The sequence below is a fragment of the Glutamicibacter nicotianae genome (assembly GCF_002797775.1).
GTDB classification, from domain to species: domain Bacteria; phylum Actinomycetota; class Actinomycetes; order Actinomycetales; family Micrococcaceae; genus Glutamicibacter; species Glutamicibacter nicotianae.
Map to the genome: position 1 here is coordinate 3,156,915 of NZ_PGEY01000001.1, position 16,947 is coordinate 3,173,861.

14 protein-coding genes are annotated in these 16,947 nt (G+C 63.4%); 9 read left to right on the forward strand and 5 right to left on the reverse strand.

Going from position 1 to position 16,947, the window contains the following annotated elements; genetic code table 11:
• Nucleotides 1-63 precede the first annotated feature (63 nt).
• Both ATK23_RS14725 and ATK23_RS14730 read left to right on the forward strand, forming a co-directional pair.
• On the forward strand, nt 64-1,446 hold the full coding sequence (locus ATK23_RS14725; RefSeq protein WP_066143564.1) for an amino acid permease: 1,383 nt from the start codon (nt 64-66) through the stop codon (nt 1,444-1,446).
• Between the two features lie 105 nt (nt 1,447-1,551).
• Complete coding sequence (locus ATK23_RS14730; protein WP_066144123.1) at nt 1,552-2,175, forward strand: thymidine kinase; 624 nt, start codon at nt 1,552-1,554, stop codon at nt 2,173-2,175.
• 9 nt (nt 2,176-2,184) lie between these two features.
• Here ATK23_RS14730 and ATK23_RS14735 read toward each other — a convergent pair whose 3' ends face one another.
• The 3 genes from ATK23_RS14735 to xylA are packed head-to-tail and all read right to left on the reverse strand — an operon-like array spanning nt 2,185 to nt 5,435.
• On the reverse strand, nt 2,185-2,718 hold the full coding sequence (locus tag ATK23_RS14735) for a TetR/AcrR family transcriptional regulator (protein ID WP_083515665.1): 534 nt from the start codon (nt 2,716-2,718) through the stop codon (nt 2,185-2,187).
• 33 nt (nt 2,719-2,751) lie between these two features.
• Complete coding sequence (gene xylB, locus ATK23_RS14740) at nt 2,752-4,206, reverse strand: xylulokinase (RefSeq protein ID WP_066143573.1); 1,455 nt, start codon at nt 4,204-4,206, stop codon at nt 2,752-2,754.
• Between the two features lie 41 nt (nt 4,207-4,247).
• Nucleotides 4,248-5,435 carry a xylose isomerase gene (gene xylA, locus ATK23_RS14745; RefSeq protein ID WP_066143576.1) on the reverse strand — a complete coding sequence of 396 codons (1,188 nt, stop codon included), beginning with the start codon at nt 5,433-5,435 and terminating at the stop codon, nt 4,248-4,250.
• A 133-nt stretch (nt 5,436-5,568) separates the two neighbouring features.
• Here xylA and ATK23_RS14750 point away from each other — a divergent pair, with 133 nt between their 5' ends.
• Nucleotides 5,569-6,804 (forward strand): ROK family transcriptional regulator, encoded by a 1,236-nt coding sequence (locus tag ATK23_RS14750; protein ID WP_066143579.1) that lies wholly within the window; start codon nt 5,569-5,571, stop codon nt 6,802-6,804.
• Here ATK23_RS14750 and ATK23_RS14755 read toward each other — a convergent pair.
• Entirely contained in the window at nt 6,801-7,598 is a 798-nt protein-coding gene (locus ATK23_RS14755) for a MerR family transcriptional regulator (protein WP_066143582.1), read from the reverse strand. The two genes, ATK23_RS14750 and ATK23_RS14755, sit on opposite strands and share 4 nt — an antisense overlap.
• Before the next feature lie 264 nt (nt 7,599-7,862).
• Between ATK23_RS14755 and ATK23_RS14760 the strand changes: the two genes are divergently transcribed.
• A complete protein-coding gene (locus ATK23_RS14760; protein WP_038991981.1) occupies nt 7,863-9,152 on the forward strand; it encodes an adenylosuccinate synthase in 1,290 nt (429 codons plus the stop codon).
• A 104-nt stretch (nt 9,153-9,256) separates the two neighbouring features.
• Here ATK23_RS14760 and ATK23_RS14765 read toward each other — a convergent pair whose 3' ends face one another.
• On the reverse strand, nt 9,257-10,771 hold the full coding sequence (locus tag ATK23_RS14765) for a sodium:solute symporter family protein (RefSeq protein WP_066143585.1): 1,515 nt from the start codon (nt 10,769-10,771) through the stop codon (nt 9,257-9,259).
• A gap of 367 nt (nt 10,772-11,138) precedes the next feature.
• Between ATK23_RS14765 and ATK23_RS14770 the strand changes: the two genes are divergently transcribed.
• From ATK23_RS14770 to ATK23_RS14790, 5 genes are all read left to right on the forward strand, one after another.
• Nucleotides 11,139-12,794 carry a thiamine pyrophosphate-dependent enzyme gene (locus tag ATK23_RS14770; protein ID WP_066143588.1) on the forward strand — a complete coding sequence of 552 codons (1,656 nt, stop codon included), beginning with the start codon at nt 11,139-11,141 and terminating at the stop codon, nt 12,792-12,794.
• Nucleotides 12,795-12,930: 136 nt separating this feature from the next.
• Nucleotides 12,931-14,211 (forward strand): AAA family ATPase, encoded by a 1,281-nt coding sequence (locus ATK23_RS14775; RefSeq protein ID WP_066143591.1) that lies wholly within the window; start codon nt 12,931-12,933, stop codon nt 14,209-14,211.
• A gap of 23 nt (nt 14,212-14,234) precedes the next feature.
• Nucleotides 14,235-15,863: a tetratricopeptide repeat protein gene (locus tag ATK23_RS14780; protein ID WP_066143594.1), complete on the forward strand. Its 1,629-nt coding sequence runs from the start codon at nt 14,235-14,237 to the stop codon at nt 15,861-15,863.
• 132 nt (nt 15,864-15,995) lie between these two features.
• Nucleotides 15,996-16,370 carry a hypothetical protein gene (locus tag ATK23_RS14785; RefSeq protein ID WP_038991978.1) on the forward strand — a complete coding sequence of 125 codons (375 nt, stop codon included), beginning with the start codon at nt 15,996-15,998 and terminating at the stop codon, nt 16,368-16,370.
• A 142-nt stretch (nt 16,371-16,512) separates the two neighbouring features.
• The gene (locus ATK23_RS14790; RefSeq protein ID WP_066143597.1) at nt 16,513-16,944 is read left to right on the forward strand and encodes an SRPBCC family protein; all 432 of its coding nucleotides are present in this window, start codon (nt 16,513-16,515) and stop codon (nt 16,942-16,944) included.
• Nucleotides 16,945-16,947 lie beyond the last annotated feature (3 nt).

The following is a 16,947-nucleotide window of genomic DNA, read 5'->3' on the forward strand; positions in this document are numbered from 1 at the left end:
ACCTTGAGAACAGCACGGCATTTTCGATGCCGTGCTGTTCGCATAGGTCTAGAGGGAGCATCGTTGGGCAAGCAGCCGGTACGCGCCACTGAAGTCGGTTCGGGTTTGAAGAAGTCGCTGACTCCGGGGCAGATGTCCATGATCGCGCTGGGCAGCGCCATCGGCACCGGCCTGTTCGCCGGCAGCAAGCTCGCCATCGCCATGGCTGGTCCTTCGGTGATCATCAGCTACCTCATTGGCGGCGTCGTCGCCTTGCTGGTCATGGGCGCCTTGGCGGAAATGACTGTCAAGCAGCCGGTGGCCGGTTCCTTCGGCGTCTATGCCGAACGCTACCTGGGACGGTTCGCCGGATACCTGACCAAGTACCTGTACTGGTCAGCGCTGATCTTCGCGGTGGGCACCGAAGTCAGCGCCGTGGGCGAGTACATGCAGTACTGGTTCCCCGCAATCCCCGGGCTGGTTTGGGTCCTGGTCTTCTCGGCCGCGCTTTTGGGGGTGAACTTCTCCAGCGTGAAGATCTTCGGAACCACCGAATACTGGTTCTCCGCGATCAAGGTCTTCGCGGTGATCGCGTTCATCATCATAGCCCTCTGGCTGGTCTTCCACGACCCCAGCGACCAGTTCGGGTTCCACAACTATTTGGCCGAGGGCGGCTTCTTCGCCAACGGCCTGTTCGGCACGTGGAGCGCTGTCATCGTAGCGATCTTCTCGTACATGGGCGTCGAGGCGATCTCCATTGCCGCCGCCGAAGCCAAGAACCCCAAGCTCGCGGTGCGCAAGGCCTTCAAGGTCTCTTTCCTGCGCTTGCTGCTCTTCTACGTGTTCACCATGGCCCTGATCCTCGCGGTGGCCCCAACCAGCGAACTGCTGGCCGGGGGTTCGCCATTTGTCACTGTGATGTCGCAGATCGGCATCCCGTTCGCGGACTCGGTGCTGAACTTCGTGCTCATCATTGCAGCGCTCTCGGCGATGAACGCCCAGCTCTACGCGGCCACCCGGATGCTGCATTCGCTGGCCGATTCCGGCCACGCGCCACGCCTGGCGCACCGGACCAACCGCGCGGGCGCACCGGTGCACGCGGTGTGGATGTCGGCCGGCGGCATCGCTGTGGCGGCAGGGGTGTATGCGATGGTCCCGGAGGGAGGCTTCGGCATCATGATGTCGCTGGCCACCTTCGGCGCATTGGCCACCTGGTTCATGATCCTGCTGACCCATGTGTCCTTCCGCCGCCAGGTGCGCCTGGAGAAGGCAGCACTTGAATTCAAGCTGCCGGGCTACCCGGCCGCCTCGATGCTCGGCGCTGTGCTGCTCGGCGGCCTGCTGGTAACCTCGTTCTTCGTGCCGGAATTCAAGTACACGCTGATCTTCGGTGTGCCTTTCGTGATCGTGATGTCGATGCTCTACAAGCTGGTCTTCGCCGGGAAGAAGCAGCCGGCGGCGAAGTAGCGGAGCTGGCCGCCGCGTGCTGTTCCACTGGAGAACGGCGGCACGGGCACTAAGATCTTAAAGGGCGTGCCAGTTGGCAGGTGCCGCAACTATCGAGGAGCAATGGTGGCCAAGCTGTATTTCCGCTACGGAGCGATGAACTCGGGCAAATCCACGAGCTTGCTGCAGGCTGCCTTCAACTACGAGGAACGCGGCCAGCGCATCCTGCTGGCCAAGCCCGGGATCGATACCAAGGGCGAGAGCTCCATCGTTTCCCGGCTCGGCATCGAACGCGAGGTCGACTTCAGCGTGGGCCCCGAAGAGAACCTGCGCGAGAAGTTCGCGGCCCATTCCCTGGGCGATGACCCCGATGCCCTGCTGCCGCATGTGGATGCGCCACCGGTGGCCTGCCTGCTGGTGGATGAAGCGCAATTCCTTTCCCGCGCCCAGGTCGATGACCTGTTGCGCATTGCCGTGCTCGATGATGTCCCGGTGCTTGCCTACGGCATCCGCACTGATTTCCGCACCCGTGCCTTCCCTGGCTCGGCGCGCTTGATGGAACTGGCGCACTCTCTTGAAGAGCTGAAGACCATTTGCCGTTGCGGGCGCAAGGCCATGTTCAATACCCGCCGCTCGGGAGAGACGATTGTCTTTGATGGGGACCAGGTCGCGATCGACGGCGAAGAGGTCTGGTACGAGTCGCTGTGCGCCGCCTGCTATCTGGAAGCATCCGGCGGCAACCTGGGCTAGCTCGGCGAGCTAGCCGATGAGGCCGGATACTGCCCGCTGCAGCCCCCAGTCGAAGCCGTCAGCCAGGGGTGCGTCGACATCGAGCTGGACGAGGTTCTGCCGGTAGGCCACCGAGCCGAGCACGTGGTTCAGGATCAGCTGCTGCCCATGGCGGGCGTTCTCGGCAGCCAGGCCCGCCGCTTCCAGCAGGGCGCGAAGCTGCAGCACAGGTTGCAGTTCGGTGGCTTGCATGGCGGTGGCGACCTCGATGACTTCGGGGCTGTCCTGGATCGGCAGCAATGCGAGGTAGAGCTTGCGCGCCAGCTGGAGGATTGCCTCGGCAGGGGATTCATAGTCGGCGGCAGCCACCGACAACGCAGGGGTATTCAGCAGCTGGGCGGCAACCTGCGCCAGCAGCTCCTGCTTGTTCTTCACATGCCAGTACAGGGCGCCGACCTGGACATCGAGTTCCTTGGCCAACCGGCGCATGGACAGGTCAGCCAGCCCGAACTGCTGCAGGATGCCAACCGCGGTGTCCACGACCGTTAACTGAGTCAATGCCATGGTGACAAGTCTAGTCGCACCGCCGGTGCGCGCTCAGGCGCCAAGCTCCGTGCGGGCAAGGAAATCGTTGCGGAACTGGCTGGAAGCCAGTGCGCGGTAGCGTTCGAGAATTTGCGGGGCAGGTTCCCTCGCCGGGAGCTCGGCAGTGTCTTGGGCCCAGTCGGGGAATTCCCCGGCCAGCACGCCGGCCGCCTGGCGCGCCGCGCCATCGGCCACGTATTCGCCCGGGACGGGCAGCAGGATTGGCAGGCCGAGGATCTGGACGGCGATCTGCTGGACTGCGGGGGATTGCGCGCCGCCGCCGGCAAGGACGATGCGCTGGGCCTGCACTCCCTGCGCTTCAAGCGCGCGCAGCCCGTCGGCCAGGGAGCAGACCACGGCTTCCACGGCGCTGCGGGCCAGGTTTGCGGGAGTGTAGTTGGCCCGGGTGATGCCGTGCAGTGAGCCGCGGGCTTCTGGCAGGTTCGGGGTGCGCTCGCCGTCGAAATAGGGCATCAGCACCAGGCCGTCACAGCCGGGGGAGGCGGACAGTGCAAGGTCGTTGAATTCCTCGAGGCTGACCTGCAGCAGGCTGGCGGTGGCATCGAAGATTCGGGTGGCGTTCAGAGTGCAGACCAATGGCAGGTAGTTGCCGGTGGCGTCGGCGAAGCCTGCCACCACCCCGGAGGCATCGGCCGCGGGTGAATCAGCAACCGCGAAAATGGTGCCGGAGGTGCCCAGGGACATGACCACGTCGCCCACCGTGGCGCCTACGCCCAAGCCGGCCGCGGCGTTATCGCCCGCGCCGGCACCGATCAGTGCGCCGGAAGCGGTGCGGCCGATGGACTCCAGCGGGCCAGCAACCTGCGGCAGCAGCGGGACATGGCCCAGGTGCTGCGCGAGCGCTTCGTGGTCATAGGCGTTTTCTGCGGCGCGGTAGTAGCCGGTGCCCGAAGCATCCGAGCGGTCGGTGCGCAGGGCCGCCAGTCCGGTGGCCCCGGAGCCGGGGCCGTAGCCGGCCAGGCGCCAGGACAGCCAATCGTGCGGCAGGCAGACGGCCGCGACCTTGGCCGCGTTCTGCGGCTCATGGTCCTTCAGCCAGCGCAGCTTGGCCAGCGTGATCGAGGAGACCGGGACGGTGCCGGTGCGCTGCGCCCAGTACCTGGCGCCCGCCGCGGCATCGCCCTGGCCTGCCTCGGTGATGATCTGGCTGGCCGCCTGCGCGCTGCGCGTGTCGTTCCACAGCAGTGCCGGGCGGATCACCGCGCCGCTGGCATCGAGCACCACCATGCCATGCTGCTGTCCGCCCACCGAGACGGCGTCCACGTCATCCAGGCCTCCTGCCTGGTCGATCGCTTCCTGCAATGCGCTGTACCAGGCCTCGGGGTCCACTTCGGTGCCCTCGGGGTGCGCGGCCCGCCCGGAACGGACCAGCCTGCCGGTGGCGGCGTCGCGGATCACCACCTTGCAGGACTGGGTGGAGGAATCGATGCCGGCAACGAGCGTCATGGTTCTTCGGCTGCTTTCTGCGGTGGGCGGGTGCTGGATCTTTAGCGGGCGCCGAGCAGGTGCTCGATGGCCAGCTGGTTCAGGCGGACGAACGCGAAATTGCGCTGCGCGGCGGCGTTGGCGTCGAAGTCGGCGAAGCTCGTCGCATCGGCCATCAGCTGCTGCGCACTCTCGCCGGCGCCCAGGGTGCTTTCGCCCAGCTCGAACACGCCCGAGAACTCCATGGCCTCCTGTACCTCGGGGTCTGCGCGGAATGCCTGTGCGCGTTCCTTGAGCATCAGGTACATGGACATGTTGGCCTTGGCCGAGTCCCAGACCCCGTCGTAGCCGTCGGTGCGCGATGGCTTGTAGTCGAAGTGGCGCGGGCCATCGTACGTAGGCCCGCCGTTCGGGAAGCCGTTTTCCAGCAGGTCCACGGTGAAGAAGGCGCTGGCCAGGTCGCCGTGGCCGAAGACCAGGTCCTGGTCATACTTGATGCTGCGCTGGCCGTTGAGGTCGATATGGAACAGCTTGCCGGCCCATAGCGCCTGGGCGATGCCGTGGGTGAAGTTCAGTCCGGCCATCTGCTCGTGGCCGGTTTCCGGGTTCAGCCCGACAATGTCGCCGTGTTCCAGTTGCCCGATGAAGGCCAGGCCGTGGCCCACGGTAGGCAGGAAGATGTCGCCGCGCGGCTCATTCGGCTTCGGCTCCAGCGCGATGCGCAGGTTGTAGCCTTTTTCCTTGATGTAGCCGGCAGCGGTGTCCACGCCTTCGCGCATGCGGTCCAGCGCCGCTGCCAGATCCTTGGAGCCGTCGTACTCGGAGCCTTCGCGGCCGCCCCACATGACGAAGGTCTCGGCGCCCATTTCGGCCGCCAGATCGATATTGTGCAGCACCTTGGCCAGCGCGAAGCGGCGGATCGAGCGGTCGTTGGAGGTGAAACCGCCGTCCTTGAACACCGGGTGGCTGAACAGGTTGGTGGTCACCATCGGGACCTTCAACCCGGTTTCCTCCAGCGCCGTGCGGAAGCCTGCCAGGATCTGTTCACGTTCCGCCTCGGTGGCGTCGAAGGGAACCAGGTCGTTGTCGTGGAAGGTGATGCCGTAGGCGCCGAGCTCGGCCAGCTTGTGCACAGCTTCCACCGGATCCAGGTTCTCGCGGGTGGCGACGCCGAACGGGTCGGCACCGGTCCATCCCACGGTCCACAATCCAAAAGTGAAGCGGTCGGCGGCGGTTGGCTGAAGAGTCATGGGATGCATCCTTGGATCGGGGTGGTATGGCTTCCACCATTTAGTTTATGTCCTGAACTATATGGGTGGGAATACGCTAGAGTCAATAGCGAGCAGTGAACGATTCGTCCCCAAGAATTCCCAAGGAGAAGGCATGCGCCAACTAGCGTCTAGCGCCCGTGCCGCAAGCTCTTCGGCCCCGGGCAACGTCGGCGACGTGCGCAAAGCCAACCTGGCCAGGGTCCTGTCGGTGATCGCAGCCGCAGGGGAGGACCAGCGGTTCTCACGCGCCGATATTGCCCAACTCAGCCAGCTCACGAAGGCCTCGGTCTCCAGCCTGGTCGCCGATTTGCTGGCGGCCGGCCTGGTTATTGAAATTGGCGTGCACCGTGACGGGGAACGCGGCCGGCCCTCGGTGGGGCTCATCCTGAACCCTGCACGCTGCGTCATGGGCATGGAAATCAACGTTGACTACATAGCCGCCGGACTGGTTGATCTCAGCGGCAAGCTGCTGGCACACGAAATCCTGCCCCGTGCAAACCACAGCGCAGCAGCCAGCGAAGTGCTCGCCGCCCTGGGGGAGCTGAGCCAAAGGCTCCAAGTTGCAGCGCGGGCCCAAGGGCTGATGATTCTCGGCGGCGGGTTGGCTGTTCCGGGTTTGGTCGACGAGGAGCGGTACACCGTCCTTCAGGCCCCTAACCTCGGCTGGGAGCGGCAAGACCTTGATGTCGCAGCATTGCTGCCCGGAGGCAGAACCCGCTTCAGGCTCTTTAACGAAGCCAACGCCTCAGCGCTGGCCCAGCAGCAGCTGATGGACGTCCAAGAACGCGACTTCCTGTTTGTCTCCGGGGAAGTGGGTATCGGTGGCGGATTGATAATCGACGCTGAACTTTTTGCCGGTCCCCAGGGGCATGCCGGCGAGCTCGGACATGTGGTGATTGCCCCCGAAGGCAGGGCCTGCAGCTGCGGTGGTCGTGGATGCCTGGAAACCATTGCCGGGCAGGAAGCGATCCTGGCTTCCGCTGGTCTAGGAGCGGTGGTTGACAGCGCCTCGCGCCAACAGCGGATCCAGCAGCTATTCCAAGCGCTGGAAATCGGAACCGAACCCGCTGTAAGCGCGGTGGCCGAGGCCGGAAAATCCTTGGGCATTGCGGTGGCCTCGGCCATGCGCCTGTATGACGTTTCCACGGTAGTCTTTGGCGGGCACTTTGCATCCTTGGAACAGTGGCTGCGTCCTGCCCTGGAAGCCAGCCTCCGGGTGCACGCGCCGAGTATCGCCGGCCATGCCCGGCTGCTGTGCTCGCCGCTGGGCCAAACAGGTGCGCTGGTCGGTGCCGCGCGCAGCGTGGCGGGGGACCTGCTTGAGACCCCGCATCAGCTGGTGGGTTAATCGACGCCTACCGGTTGCTGCAGTTCGGTCACCCAATCGGCTTGGTCCGCGGAGATGGCACGCACGTAGACTTCGCGGCATGGACCGGCCGGAACCAAGCCGCGGGCAAGGACTTCTTCGTGCACGGCCTGCCAGCTTTCATGGATGGTGTCCATGGAGCCAAGGTGCACTCCGCAGATGGCTTCGGGCACCGCGGGGAGCTCGATGATTTCGACATCGGCAAGGTCGGGAGCGCTAGTGGCGTATCCGGCAATGACCTCTACTCCATCCACGGTTCCGTTGTATTGCGCAATGGGCGTGGCAAGGCTTTGGCCCTGAATGGACTGCGCGATGCTGTCGAAGAGCGGGCCGATGCGACCAGCGATTTCAGCTTGCTCGGCCACCGTGAAGCGGCCTGCGGCCAAGCGCACTGCGGGCAGTGGCTTATGGATGATTTCAATGCGTGACATGAGATTCTCCTTCGAGATCAAGCGCAGGCGCCGTTGCACATCGGCCAGCCGCTGCATGGCCAGCCGGTGTTCGGCCTCGACCTGCGCGGCACGGTGCTGCAAGTGCTCAGCAATTTTTTCCGTGGAGGTTCCCTGATCCAGGATCAAGGAAACCTCTTCCAAGCCGAAACCCAGCTCGCGCAGCGCAACGATCTGGTGCAAGCGCTGCAGCTGGGAGGGGTCGTAGGAACGGTAGCCGCTGAACGGGTCCACGTGGGCGGGTTTGAGCACCCCGGCGGCATCCCAGTGCCGCAGCATGCGGTGGGTCACCTGGCCGATTTGCGCAAACGCGCCGATGGATAACATGCTTCAGTTCTCCGCCTTCACACAGTGTCAGAGTCAAGTTTGCTTGAAAAAGCCGCGGATATCCATGAATCGCACCGGCTCGGTGACGCACAGCTCGAGATTCGCTAATCGTTTCGGTAAACTTTGGTCGTAAGAGCCCCTAACTCTTGCAACGGACCTCCGGGTTTCAGTGAGCAGGACAGGGGCATATTTTTTGCCCGGCACCGTGCCGGGACGGCGCTAAGCACGCCGCAACCGCTGCTTATAAGCAAGGGGGAGGATCCCATGCCAGCAATCGTGATCGTCGGAGCCCAATGGGGCGATGAAGGCAAAGGAAAGGCTACCGACCTGCTCGGTGGCAAGGTCGACTACGTAGTTAAGCCGAACGGCGGCAACAACGCCGGGCACACCGTGGTCGTGGGCGGCGAGAAGTACGAGCTCAAGCTCCTTCCAGCCGGCATCCTTTCGCCGAACGCCACTCCGATTATCGGCAATGGCTGCGTGGTGAACCTTGAGGCCCTCTTCGAAGAGATCGATGGCCTGGAGTCCCGCGGCGCCGATACCTCCAAGCTGCGCGTTTCGGCCAACGCCCACCTGGTGGCCCCGTACCACCAGACCATGGACAAGGTCACCGAACGCTTCCTGGGCAAGCGGGCCATCGGCACCACCGGCCGCGGCATCGGCCCGGCCTACATGGACAAGGTCGGACGCCTGGGCATCCGCGTGCAGGACGTCTTCGACGAATCGATCCTGCGCCAGAAGGTCGAAGGCGCGCTGCGCCAGAAGAACGAGCTGCTGGTCAAGATCTACAACCGCCGCAGCGTCGAGGTCGAGGAAATCGTCTCGTACTTCCTGTCCTACGCCGAGCGCCTGCGCCCGCTGGTCATCGATTCCACCTACGAGCTGAACAAGGCGCTGGACGAGGACAAGGTCGTGCTGATGGAAGGCGGCCAGGCCACCTTCCTGGACGTGGACCACGGCACCTACCCGTTCGTGACCTCCTCCAACCCGACTGCCGGCGGCGCTTCGGTGGGCTCGGGCATCGGCCCGACCCGCATCACCCGTTCGATCGGCATCATCAAGGCCTACACCACCCGCGTGGGTGCCGGCCCGTTCCCCACCGAGCTGTTCGACGACATGGGTATCTACCTGCAGAAGACCGGCGGCGAGTACGGCGTGAACACCGGCCGCCCGCGCCGCTGCGGCTGGTACGACGCGGTGCTGGCCCGCCACGCTTCGCGCGTGAACGGCTTCACCGACTACTTCGTGACCAAGCTGGACGTGCTCACCAACATCGAGCAGATCCCCGTCTGCGTGGCCTACGACGTGGACGGCGTGCGCCACGACGAGATGCCGATGACGCAGACCGAGTTCCACCACGCGAAGCCGATCTTCGAGTACTTCCCGGGCTGGACCGAGGACATCTCCGGAGCCAAGACCCTGGAAGACCTGCCGGAGAACGCCCGCAACTACATCCTGGCCCTCGAGAAGATCAGCGGCACCCGGATCTCCGCCATCGGCGTGGGTCCTGACCGCGACCAGACCATCGTGCGCCACGATCTGATCAACGACTGATCCCATGAAGAGGAAACCCCCAGCAGGAGCATCCTGCTGGGGGTTTCCCCGTACCTGGCGTAGGCGGAGTGCCGGCGCCCGGTGGCCTTCCGCCTGCGGAGCGGCTACGGTTCGACGCTGACGCCTTCTTCCTTGGATTTGCCCGAGACCCGCAAGTTCCACTGGGTGAGCACCTTGGAATCGGTGGCCTTGGTGACAGCGGAGACCACGGCAAAGGTCGCCGCGGAGGCGATCAGGCCGTAGTAGATCGGTTCGTTGGCGTAGACGCCATCGAACTTGTTCTCAGCTTGGATCTCCAAGATGATCATGGTGCCCAGCGTGACCACGGTGCCCACGGCCATGGACGCAGTTGCGCCCGCGCCGTTGCCGCGCTTCCACAGCAGGCCGCCGATGATGGCCACCAGCAGGCCGCCGACCAGGATGTCGTAGGCGATGGTCAGCGCGGCGACCACGTCGTCGACGAGGATCGCCAAGCTCACCGTGACGATGCCGAGCACCAGCACCCAGATGCGGTTCGCACGCACGTCGTGCTCCGGGTTCACGTCGGTGTTCACCTGGATGTTCTTGCCGAACCAGCTGGCGACGAATGGGGTCACGTCGGTGCGGGCCACGGTAGCCGCTGCAATCAGAGCGCCCGACGCGGTGGACATCATCGCGGCCACGGCGGCGGCCATGACCAATCCGCCCACGGCGACCGGCAGCAGCTGGGTGGCGACCTCCGCGTAGACCACGTCCTTGTTCTCAGCCGCACCGACAATGTCAGGCAGGGCGACCTTGGCCGCCATGCCGATGAGTGCGCCGGCGATGCCGTAGACGATGCAGTAGATCCCGGCGGTGGTGCCGCCCCAGCGGGCGACCTTCGGGGTTTTCGCGGTGAACACGCGCTGCCAGATGTCCTGGCCGATCAGCAAGCCCAGGGTGTAGACCACGAAGTAGGTGATGATGGACTGCACGCCGATGCCGGTGATGTCGAAGAATTCTGCACCGATGCGTTCGCGGATGCCGTCCAGGCCGCCGGCGGCATGCATGGAGAATGGTAGCATCAGGGCGAAGATGCCGATGGTCTTGATGATGAACTGCACCTGATCGGCCAGGGTGATGGACCACATGCCGCCGATGGTCGAATAGACGACCACGATGGCGCCGCCGATGGCGATGGCCAGCCATTTCTCCCAGCCGAAGAGCACCACGAAGATGGTGGCGTAGGCGCTGGTGGAGGTGGCGCAGAGCATCAGCGTATAGGCCAGCATGACGATGCCGGAGGTGTTGGTTGCTGTCTGGCTTCCATAGCGCAGGGAGAGCATCTGCGAAACGGTGAAGACCTTGAGCTTCTGCAGCGTCGGGGCGAATGCGAGTGACAGCAGGATCACGCCGGCGCCGATGGCGACCACGAGCCACATGCCGGAAATGCCCCACTTGTAGCCCAGGCCCACACCGCCCACGGTGGAGGCGCCGCCAAGCACCACTGCGGCCATGGTTCCGGTATAGAGGAACGGGCCGAGGCGGCGGCCGGCCACCAGGTAGTCGCTGCTGTTCTTGGTGCGGGACTTGCCCCACCAGCCAAAGGCCAGCATAGCGGCCAGGTAGGCGGCGACAATTGCGCCGTTGATGACTTCCATGGAGAACCTCGATGTCCGGGCGCATGCAGCGCTTACCGTAAGTAAACTTTTGTTGCACGATAGGCTACTTGCGCTCAGGACGCCGATCAATGAAATTGGCAATTGTTGCCTACCGCCCGGCTCGCGCCAGCCGTAATGTGATGAATCAAACTGTTCCATCCAGTGAAACTTTCTAGACATTTTGCGTCGAAATATGCTTCACGTACGACATCGTGTCACATATGCGTAGCATTCGATCGGCAATGTGTGCAGTCACAGCTTGTTTAGTACTGTTTCAGATTGACGCAGCGTTGCATCGTTGGCCAGCAGGGCCGTTTCCCCGCCGTTGCGTCAGATGATTTCTCGAAACCAGAAAGACGCCTAGAAGATGAGTGAAAAAGGTCAGGGCCTGACGAAGAAGTCGGCCGGACACGTCATTGTCGACACGCTTGCCGCGCACGGCGTGGAACGAGCCTACGTAGTACCGGGTGAAAGCTACCTGGATGTCCTGGACGGGCTGCATAACTCGCCAATCGAAACCGTGGTCTGCCGCCACGAAGGCGGAGCCACCTACATGGCCGAAGCCGAAGGCAAGATGCACCAGCGTCCCGGCGTTGCCATGGTGACCCGAGGACCCGGAGCTGCCAATGCCCACGTCGGCCTGCACACCGCATGGCAGGACTCGACCCCGCTGGTGCTGTTCGTGGGATTGATCCCGTTCGAGCACCGTGAAAAGGAAGCCTTCCAGGAATTCGATCCGAAGGCATGGTTCGGCACCGGCGCGAAGCGCGTCATGATCCTAGACCACGCCGATCGCGCCAGCGAAGTCGTTGCCGAGGCAATGTTCGCCGCGATGTCCGGACGCCCGGGCCCGGTGGTTGTCGGCCTGCCGGAAGATATCATCCGCAACGAAATTTCTGCCGAAATCCACCCGGAAATCCCGGTGGCCACCGGCGGCATGACCGTGACCGACTGGAAGGCGCTGAACTCGGCGCTGCAGGAAGCGGACAAGCCGCTGTTCATCTTCGGCGGCAACGACTGGTCCCACGAGGGCGCTGCGGACTTCACCCGTTGGCTCGAGGAACATGACCTGCCGGCCGCTGCCGAATGGCGTTGCGAGGGCACTGTGCCGTTCAACTCGCCATCCTATGTCGGACCGATCGGCTATGGCCGCCCCAAGCCAACCTACGATCTGCTGGAGGAAACTGACCTGCTGATCTTCGTCGGCACGGTTCCAGGCGATGTCATCACCGACGGGTTCAACGTCCGCCAGAACTGGGACAAGAAGAACTTCCTGGTCACCATCGACCCGTCGCTGCGTGGGCGTTCCGGCCCGGTATCGCACCAGATTGTCGCCAAGCCGGATGTCTTCGTCCGCGACCTGCTGCTGATGGATCTGCCGGTCAAGGAATCCTGGAAGGAATGGACCTCGCGGATGCGTGGCGAGCAGGAGAAGTTCGCCGAGCTTCCACCGGCACAGCCATCCGAAGGCCAGGCAAAGATGGCCACCATGATGGCCAATCTGGTCGAATCCCTTCCGGAAGACGCCATGGTGACCTTCGGTGCCGGCGAGCACACCAACTGGGCCCACCGCTACTTCCCAACCAACGGGTACGCTTCCATGCTCTCGGCACGCAACGGTTCCATGGGCTACTCAATCCCTTCGGCCGTCGCCGCTTCGCTGAATTACCCGGGCCGCCGCGTGGTGAGCATAGCCGGTGACGGCGAGTTCTTGATGAACGGCCAGGAACTGGCAACCGCCGCCCAATACGGCGCCACCCCGCTGGTGATCATCATGGACAACCAGCAGTACGGAACCATCCGCACCCACCAGGAACGCCAGTACCCGGAACGTGTTTCCGGAACCCAGCTGCTGAACCCCGACTTCGCGTTGATGGCGCAGTCCTTCGGCGGCTTCGGCGTCCGCGTCGAGAATGATGCGGATGTTCCGGCGGCACTGGAACGTGCGCTGCGGGCTATCGATGAGAACAAGCAGTTCGCGTTGATCCACTTGGTGGTGGAGCAGGGCGTCAAGGCCTACTAGGCGCTTGCCGTCTTCAGCAAACCGTCGGGTCTGCGACATATAATTCCAGCGGGTATCGTTTTTAGCGATGCCCGCCGGGCGCTTTAACCAGTTAAGCGCAGCAGACCGGAAGCTTACAACCGTGGATCGGCCCAAAATGAATGATGCCCTTATTGCCAGCCTCCTGCGTGCAGTCCAAGCAGCGCCGGAAGACCATGCCCTGCGATTGCATCTGGCTGAGCAGATGAATGCCGCAGGCCGATCCGCAGAGGCGCTCGCGCATGTCAGCGCCGTGCTGCAACAGGATCCGGGAAATGCGGCCGCGCTGGCAATGCTTGGAACCATTAGCGCGTCGATTACCGGAACCACTGTTGAAATACAGGGGGCCGAACCCGCAGCCGATGCTGCACCGGATGAACCGCAGCATGGCACGCCATCAGGGTACGACTGGGAGGCAGGGGCCAAGGAGTTCGGCAGTTCGCTGCCGGCGCCGTTTGTCGAAGAACGGATCCCCGTGCAGGCAGATGCGGGGTCCGAGGTTCCGGGCATTCCTATCGAAAACCCTGCTGGACCGGGTATTACCCTGGATGATGTGGGCGGTTTGCAAGCGGTCAAGAACCGGTTGAATGAATCCTTCCTGGCCCCGATGCGCAACGCCGCAATCGCCAAGGCCTTTGGCAAATCATTGCGCGGCGGCCTGCTGCTGTACGGTCCGCCAGGTTGTGGCAAGACCTTCCTGGCCCGCGCGGTGGCCGGCGAGCTGAAAGCCAATTTCATGTCGGTCACCATTACCGATGTCGTGGACTCCTACATCGGCGAGACGGAGAAGCGGCTCAAGGCGATTTTCGACCAGGCCCGCAAGAACGCCCCAACCGTGCTCTTCATCGATGAAATCGATGCCATTGGCATCCGCCGCGGTTCGCTGAACGGGTCGGGCGCGTGGATGCGCCAGATGGTCAACCAGCTGCTGATCGAGATGGATTCGCTCGCAGGCAACAACGACGGCCTGTATGTTCTGGGCGCCACGAACCACCCATGGGATCTGGATGAAGCACTGCTGCGTCCGGGACGGCTGGATCGCACCTTGCTGGTGACTCCGCCGGATGCTCCGGCCCGGGAATCCATTTTGCGCTACCACCTGAAGAACCGCCCGATCGCCGGAATCGACCTGAATTGGATCGCGGCGCAGACCGACGGGTTCTCGGGCGCAGACCTGGAGCATGTCTGCACCACCGCCGCGGAAAAGGCGATGATGCAATCCATCGAGCGCAACGAGGTGCTTCCCCTGGGCATGGAGCATATCCGCAAAGCATTGGCGGAAATCAAGGCGTCGACGGTCCCGTGGCTGGAATCCGCCCGCAATGTGGTGCGATTCAGCAACCAGCATGGCCGCTACGATGACTTGGCCGAGTATCTGGTTTCGCGGAACATGCTCTAGGAAGCACCGGGGGAGAACACCGCATGGAATTCGAGCGACTGCATCACCGGATCACGCACAACCTGGCTATCGGACGTGAAACCGAAGCGATTGCGTTGCTGAAGGACCAGCTCAACGAACACCACCAGGTTCCTGCATTCTGGATCCTCTATTCGTCATGCCATTTGAATCTCGAGCAGTGGGCGGAAGCCGAGTCCACCGCCCGGGCCGCGCTGAATCTGGATCCTGCCGACCCGGTCGCCGGGGAATGCCTGGCTATCGCCTTGATGCGCCAGCATCGCCGGGACGAAGCGCTGCTGGCGATCCGGCAGGTCATTGAAGCTGATCCGGAATACGGCAACGGGCACTACTGGCTGAGCATGATCACGCTGAGTGGCATCCGGAGCAATGATGACAGGGTGCTGGCCCGCAAAGCTATCGAGCACGCGATTCGGCTGGATCCCGGGAACCCCGCCTATTACCAGGGTGCCGCGATCGTTGCCGAGGCCCAGGACGACAATCGCGCGGCACTTGCTTTCCTCCAAGCCGGGCTGCAGATCGACCCCAACCACCAGGGGCTGCTGCGGGTGGCAGGCAGCATCGGCAATGGCGAAAAAATCGTCGGGGACCAAGGCGATGTGCTGCGTGGATTGATTTCCATTGATCCGATGAATGAGGGCCTGCATCAGGACTATGCGGAATCCTTCGTCGCGAAGCAATCGGTCTATGCCCATCGCTTTTGGCTCTTCGCCCCGGTCGTGGCAGCCGCCGCGGCGCTGGGGCAGCGGGCCGCGGGTGCAGGAACGGTGCTGGCGATTATCGCCATTGCCGTCCTCGCGGGCCTCTTCGGATGGTGGAACAAGCGGCAGTACAGCGAAGCGGCGAAGTCCCTGCCCGCCGGTTACACCAAAGACATTGCTGCGCGCTACCCCAAGCTGCCGCGAGCCATACGTGCCTATCAGCTGGCCTGGCTGCTGGGCGCAGGCGGCGCAACGCTGGGCTGCTTCTTGCCGGTGGCCGGCATCATCGTGATGCTGCTCGGCGTGCTGGCCAGCCAGCTGGGCGCATTGTGGATCCTGCAGGTAAATGCCGGTCCGCCGGCAGGCACGGCCGATCGCCACGAGCAGCGCCGGTACCTCATCCGGTGCAGCGGCATGCACGCGGAAGGTTTCTGGAAGCGGGTGGGCCTGGTGCTGTGCCAGCTGGTGATCTTCGGGATTTGCCTGGCCAATGGAAGCCGGATTGCAGCCGTGCCAGCCGGATCGATAGCGGCCGGGCTGCTGTTCCCGGGATTCAGCCTGCTGGCGGCTCAATTCCGCCTGGGATTCAAGGAGAACGCCTTCGCCTTCGGACTGGCTGCCACCACCTCGGCCAAGAACCGGAATCTGGCCTTGCTGCGCGGCAATATCGGCGGACTGTATTTCATCGGGGTGCACCTGTTCATCGGGCTGATTGCCGCAACGGCTTCGTTCACGCTGCTCGCATCGGGGATGGATTCCTCACTGGACCCGGCGTCAGAAGACCGGACGCCACGCCAGGAGAACGTCAGCGATGAGAACCTGCTCAAGCGGCTCGAGGAATTGGAAACCAGGGATCCGGGAATCAGCGAATACGCCACCCCAACGCTGCCCGAGCTGCCCGACATTCCCTCGCTCAGCGTCTCGGAACAGTAAGCGGCAGGCAGCGCGTAAAAGTTCACAGCTGCGCGGGCCGTTCTGTCTTGGCACGCGCCCGCTGAGGAAATAAGATGAATTGCTACCGAATCCCGTGAGCACTAGAACCCCGACCACGAGGTGGATAATCTGATGGCACAGATGAGCGAAGAGCTCATTGAGCAGTGGGCCGACGCGACTGCTGAAATCTACAATGAGTCTCTGACTGGTATTAACCTGACCCGTCTTCCCGAGGCAGTGGCCCAGTACGTCGAACTCTTCGCGCAGAGCGAGAACCTGACGTTCAACGGGGATGCCACCCCCACCGATTACTTCGACAATCACCCGTTCCTCGCAGTGACCGCGGTGCTCAACAGCCCTGAGGCGATGGAGGTGCTGGATTCCGACGCGCAGGACGCATTGGACGCTATGGCCGACTTCACCGAGGCGTGGTACAACTTCGACCTCGAGAACGAGCCCGAACTGGGCATCTCCGAGGCAGATGACGACGGCGACGAAGACTGGTAAGTCTTCGCCCGGCTAAGGCCGGCACCCAGCTGCACCATGCTCGCTGGGTGCCGGCCTTTGCCGTTGGATAGCGGGAAATGGATCGCATGGCAACAGCCATGGAACTATTCCATTTGGCCGCCGAGGGTGGCACTATGCGCATATGAGCCAGTTCAGCGTCTTCGAGAGCAGCGTGGTCATCCACCTGCCGGTGCACCGTGTCTGGGAGCTGCTTACCGATTGGGCAGCAACACCCTTGTGGATCCATGGGATCGGTTCCATGCATTCAGACGATCCGGAACTCAAGGTCGGCACCAACCTCGTGTACCGCGTGGCCGGGCATGAACGCGTGTATCGCGTCCATGACCTGATTGAGAACCGCCTGCTGATCCTGCACACCTCGGAGAATCCCGATGGGCTCTCCTACCGCTACGATTTGAAGGACGACGCCGGGCATACCGAGGTAGTGCTGCAGGTGGCGATCATCAACCCTGACCTGACGGTGGGGCAGTGCGAGGAACTGGCAGCGAATATCCGCGAAAGCGAAGGTGACAAGCTGGACCAGCTGCGGCTCTACGCAGAGCAGGCTCCCTGAGCG